This window comes from Brevundimonas sp. UBA7534 (assembly GCF_002479325.1).
In the GTDB taxonomy this organism is placed as follows: domain Bacteria; phylum Pseudomonadota; class Alphaproteobacteria; order Caulobacterales; family Caulobacteraceae; genus Brevundimonas.
Genome location: NZ_DLMO01000179.1, coordinates 1 through 213, shown reverse-complemented (window position 1 = coordinate 213; position 213 = coordinate 1). Strand labels below are relative to the sequence as shown.

The following is a 213-nucleotide window of genomic DNA, read 5'->3' as shown; positions in this document are numbered from 1 at the left end:
CTGGCCCTGGCCGAGCTGCTGATGGCGATGCGGGAGCTGGACGTGCATCGCGCCTTCACCACCTTCGGGGTTTTCAGCACGCGGCTTTACGCCCGGCCCGACGTGCCGTTGTTCGAGAAGCTGGGCGCGGCCTTGGCCATCGTCGCCATCGTGGCGCTGCTGGCCGGCTTGCTGTGGCGCAGCCGGAGCGAGCTGCGCCTGATGGCCGCCGAG

Annotated in this window: 1 protein-coding gene; it reads left to right on the top strand. The window is 70.4% G+C overall.

Annotation, left to right across the window (positions count from 1 at the left end; genetic code table 11):
• Nucleotides 1-213: hypothetical protein (locus B2U11_RS14900; protein WP_292072902.1), on the top strand; the 213-nt coding region annotated here is incomplete at both ends.